General features: G+C 44.1%; 5 protein-coding genes. 3 read left to right on the forward strand and 2 right to left on the reverse strand.

Annotation, left to right across the window (positions count from 1 at the left end; translation table 11 throughout):
- Positions 1 to 177 precede the first annotated feature (177 nt).
- Positions 178 to 507, reverse strand: coding sequence for a helix-turn-helix transcriptional regulator (locus LC574_RS29825; RefSeq protein ID WP_229457225.1), 330 nt, complete (start codon positions 505 to 507; stop codon positions 178 to 180).
- A gap of 114 nt (positions 508 to 621) precedes the next feature.
- Complete coding sequence (locus tag LC574_RS29830) at positions 622 to 1,731, reverse strand: S-(hydroxymethyl)glutathione dehydrogenase/class III alcohol dehydrogenase (protein ID WP_229457226.1); 1,110 nt, start codon at positions 1,729 to 1,731, stop codon at positions 622 to 624.
- Positions 1,732 to 1,799: 68 nt separating this feature from the next.
- Between LC574_RS29830 and LC574_RS29835 the strand changes: the two genes are divergently transcribed.
- The 3 genes from LC574_RS29835 to rimM all read left to right on the forward strand — a co-directional run bounded on the left by LC574_RS29835 (position 1,800) and on the right by rimM (position 3,950).
- Complete coding sequence (locus tag LC574_RS29835) at positions 1,800 to 1,988, forward strand: hypothetical protein (RefSeq protein WP_229457227.1); 189 nt, start codon at positions 1,800 to 1,802, stop codon at positions 1,986 to 1,988.
- A 38-nt stretch (positions 1,989 to 2,026) separates the two neighbouring features.
- Positions 2,027 to 3,334, forward strand: coding sequence for a valine--pyruvate transaminase (locus LC574_RS29840; protein WP_229457228.1), 1,308 nt, complete (start codon positions 2,027 to 2,029; stop codon positions 3,332 to 3,334).
- A 91-nt stretch (positions 3,335 to 3,425) separates the two neighbouring features.
- Positions 3,426 to 3,950: a ribosome maturation factor RimM gene (gene rimM, locus LC574_RS29845; RefSeq protein WP_229457229.1), complete on the forward strand. Its 525-nt coding sequence runs from the start codon at positions 3,426 to 3,428 to the stop codon at positions 3,948 to 3,950.
- Positions 3,951 to 4,017 lie beyond the last annotated feature (67 nt).

The raw sequence follows: 4,017 nt of genomic DNA on the forward strand, positions 1-4,017 counted from the left end.
GGATCATAGATGTGCATTGGTGTCAAACTTTTCTGATTTCTCTTCCCAGACTTTGGGTGGAAATGCCGATTGTGGGGGCTAAAGATGCAAAGCTAGATTATTGCTAACTTTTAAAGATACCCCTTTAGAATCAACTAAAGGGGTATCTTAATGTATGCTGTCATGAGTTTTTATCTATTACTTAGCAAACAACTGTTGTCCGAGCTTGCTTGCAGTCTTCAGTTTTCGTTTAATGACAATCTCTACATCATTATCTAAATCATTCAAAAATTGAAATAATCTATCAATTGAGAAGCCTGAAAGTCTGCCTCTCACCAATGCTGAAATTTTTGGTTGATCAATTCCTAAAAGTTCAGCAGCTTGGACTTGTGTTAATTTACGGAAAGTGATTGCTTCACTGATTTTGCGTGCTAGTTCAGCTTTCACTAATCTTTCTTCAGAATTAGGTAAACCTAAGTCAGCAAATACATTTCCACCGCTAGTATAAACGCTATTTTCTTTAGTCACTTATTTACTCCTTTTCTTTAGCAGCTTGTTTTGAATAGTCTTCCTGGGCGGCTTTTAACCTCTGTGCGCTCTTACAGTTAATTGTGTTTTGAGAAAAAGCTTTGCATCTAACAGCTAAAAAGTCACCACGCTGCGAATTGATTCACCTTTGTGCATCAATTCAAAAGCATGATTAATTTGCTCAATAGGCATCACATGGGTAATTAAATCATCAATATTTATCTTACCTTCCATATACCAATCAACAATTTTCGGCACATCTGTACGTCCTCTCGCGCCACCGAATGCTGAACCTTTCCAAACGCGCCCAGTTACTAATTGAAAAGGACGAGTACTTATTTCTTGTCCAGCACCAGCAACCCCAATAATCACACTGACACCCCAACCTTTGTGGCAGCATTCTAATGCTTGACGCATAATCTTGACATTACCGATACATTCAAAACTGTAATCAGCACCGCCTTTTGTTAAATCAACCAGATAGGGAACTAAATCACCCTCTACTTCTTGGGGATTGACAAAGTGCGTCATGCCATACTTTTCCGCTAAAGCGCGTTTGTTGGAATTAATATCCACCCCGACAATCATATTTGCTCCTACCATCCGTGCCGCTTGGATGACATTTAAACCAATACCACCCAAGCCGAAAACCACAATATTTGCTCCCGGTTCTACCTTGGCAGTATTGATGACTGCACCAACACCAGTAGTCACACCACAGCCAATGTAACAAACCTTATCAAATGGGGCGTCTTCCCGAATTTTTGCTAAGGCGATTTCTGGCAGCACCGTATAGTTAGCAAAAGTTGATGTACCCATATAATGATGAATCATCTGTCCATCAATGCTAAATCGACTAGTGCCATCGGGCATGACACCGCGTCCTTGAGTTAAGCGAATGGCTTGACAAAGATTAGTTTTGAAGCTTAAACAATATTCGCACTGGCGGCATTCGGGAGTGTATAGGGGAATTACATGATCTCCTGGTTTGAGACTGGTGACACCAGCGCCTATCTCCACTACCACGCCAGCGCCTTCATGTCCCAAAATTGCCGGAAACAAACCTTCGGGATCGTCACCAGATAGGGTAAAGGCGTCGGTATGGCAAACTCCGGTGGCTTTCACCTCAACTAGCACTTCGCCAGCTTGTGGCCCCGATAGTTGAACGGTTTCAATTGTCAACGGCTTACCTGCGCTGTAAGCTACTGCTGCTTTAACTTGCAACGTCAGCCCTCCTATATAGTTTTGTCATTTGTCATTTGTCATTTGTCATTTGTCATTGGTTATTGGGCATGGGTTATTCTCCTTGTCCTCTTGTCCCCTCACTCCCCACTCCCCACTCCCCACTCCCTACTCGCCACTCCTCTATAACAATAAATATTACTTTGTTAAAATATCATTCTCTAGCTAGATTGGTTAAAGGCGGTAACAGCTGTTTTGACAACGATGTAAACTGGATGTCAGCAGCAACCCCCAAATAATTTGTCCACCCCTCAATTAATACATTTTGTTACAGCTTATGAACCCTGCCCTAACTCAAATTGGCGCTCAAATGTCCAACCTGACTGGCGTAAGAGCAATCATGAAGGATATTATCGAAACATTACGAGCGGGTGCAGGGCAGCAGTTTATTAATTTGAGTGCTGGTAATCCGTTGATTTTGCCAGAGGTAGAACAATTATGGCGGGATTGCACTGCACAACTTTTGGCTAGCCCAGAATATGGTGAGGTAGTTTGTCGCTACGGCTCAAGTCAAGGCTATGCACCGTTAGTTGAAGCGATCGCTAACGACTTCAACAAACGCTATGGGTTAAACTTAAGCGATGCCTTCGGCAACGGTATAACCGAACGCAATATTCTCATCACCCCCGGTAGTCAAACCCTCTACTTCTACGCTGTTAATAGCTTCGGTGGCTATACCCCTAGCGGCGAGTTAAAACAAATCGTTTTGCCCCTCAGCCCTGACTACACAGGTTACGGCGGCATCTCCTTAGTTCCAAAAGCCTTAATCGCTTACAAACCGACTCTCGATATTGATGAAGCCGCCCACCGATTTAAATATCGCCCCGACTTCAGCCAACTGTCGATTACAGAAAATACAGGTTGTGTCCTCTTCTCTCGCCCCTGTAATCCCACTGGTAACGTCCTCACCGATGATGAGGTGAAAAAGATAGCTGCCCTGGCTGCGCCTTACAATCTGCCAGTGTTAATTGACTCAGCTTATGCGCCTCCCTTCCCAGCATTGAACTTTACCGAAATGACACCAGTGTTTGGTGATAACATCCTCCACTGCATGAGTTTATCGAAAGCCGGATTACCAGGAGAAAGGATTGGTATAGCCATTGGGGATGAAAAGTGGATTGAAGTGCTGGAGTGTTTTCAGGCAAATATGAGTCTGCATTCTTCACGTTACGGCCAAGCGATCGCAGCTTATGCAATCAACTCTGGCGCTTTAGTGGAAATTTCTCACACTGTCATCCGTCCCTTTTACCAAGATAAGTTTACCGTTTTAGAAACCAGCTTAGAACAAGCGATGCCCAAGAATTTACCTTGGTTCCTCCATCGTGGTGAAGGAGCAATTTTTGCTTGGTTGTGGTTACAGGATCTACCCATCAGTGATTGGGAATTTTACCAGCAACTCAAGCAAGTAGGTGTGATTATTGTCCCAGGAAGTACCTTCTTCCCCGGTTTAGACCAAGAGTGGGGCCACAAGCACCAATGCTTCCGCATCAGCCTTACAGGTACAGATGAAGAGATAGCCACTGCTATGCAACGTTTAGCAAAAGTGGCTGAAGAAGCTTATAAAGGTGCGGCGGTGAGTGCGTAGTGATGAGGGAGTGGGGAGTGGGGAGTGGGGAGATGAGGGGGAGCAGGGGGAGCAAGGGAGGCATAGGAAGAAAACTAATGACTAATGACTAATGACTAATGACAAATCAGATAATTGGCTAGAAATTGGTAAGATTGTTGCCCCTCAAGGATTATCTGGGGAATTACGGGTTTATCCTGTATCTGACTTCCCCGAAAGATTTGAGATACCGGGAAAACGTTGGTTGTTGCGTTCAGGTGACATAGAACCGCAACCAATCGAATTATTAACAGGACGTTACATCAGTAACAAAAACTTGTATGTAATCAAATTAGCTGGTGTGGAAAATTGCGATCAGGCGGAGGCGTTGCGCGGTTGTAAGTTAATGGTGCCAGCAAGCGATCGCCCCCAATTAGGCGAAGATGAATATCATGTCCTTGATTTGATTGGCTTGGAAGTCTTCATGCAAGCATCTGGCGAACTCGTTGGTACGGTAGTAGATATCATCCCGGCTGGCAATGATTTGTTAGAAGTAAAATTGCACCCATCTTTTACCACTGACAAACAACAAATAACAAATACTTCGGCTACGCTCAGTACAAGTTTTGAATTCGGAGCGAAGCGACGTGACTTTTGAATGCCTGAAGACGTTCCTAACTCCCACGATTTCCATCTTGTCCATAGGCTTGCCAAGCCAAGTCTAC

Origin of the sequence: Nostoc sp. CHAB 5715, assembly GCF_020829685.1 — a bacterium.
In the GTDB taxonomy this organism is placed as follows: domain Bacteria; phylum Cyanobacteriota; class Cyanobacteriia; order Cyanobacteriales; family Nostocaceae; genus Nostoc.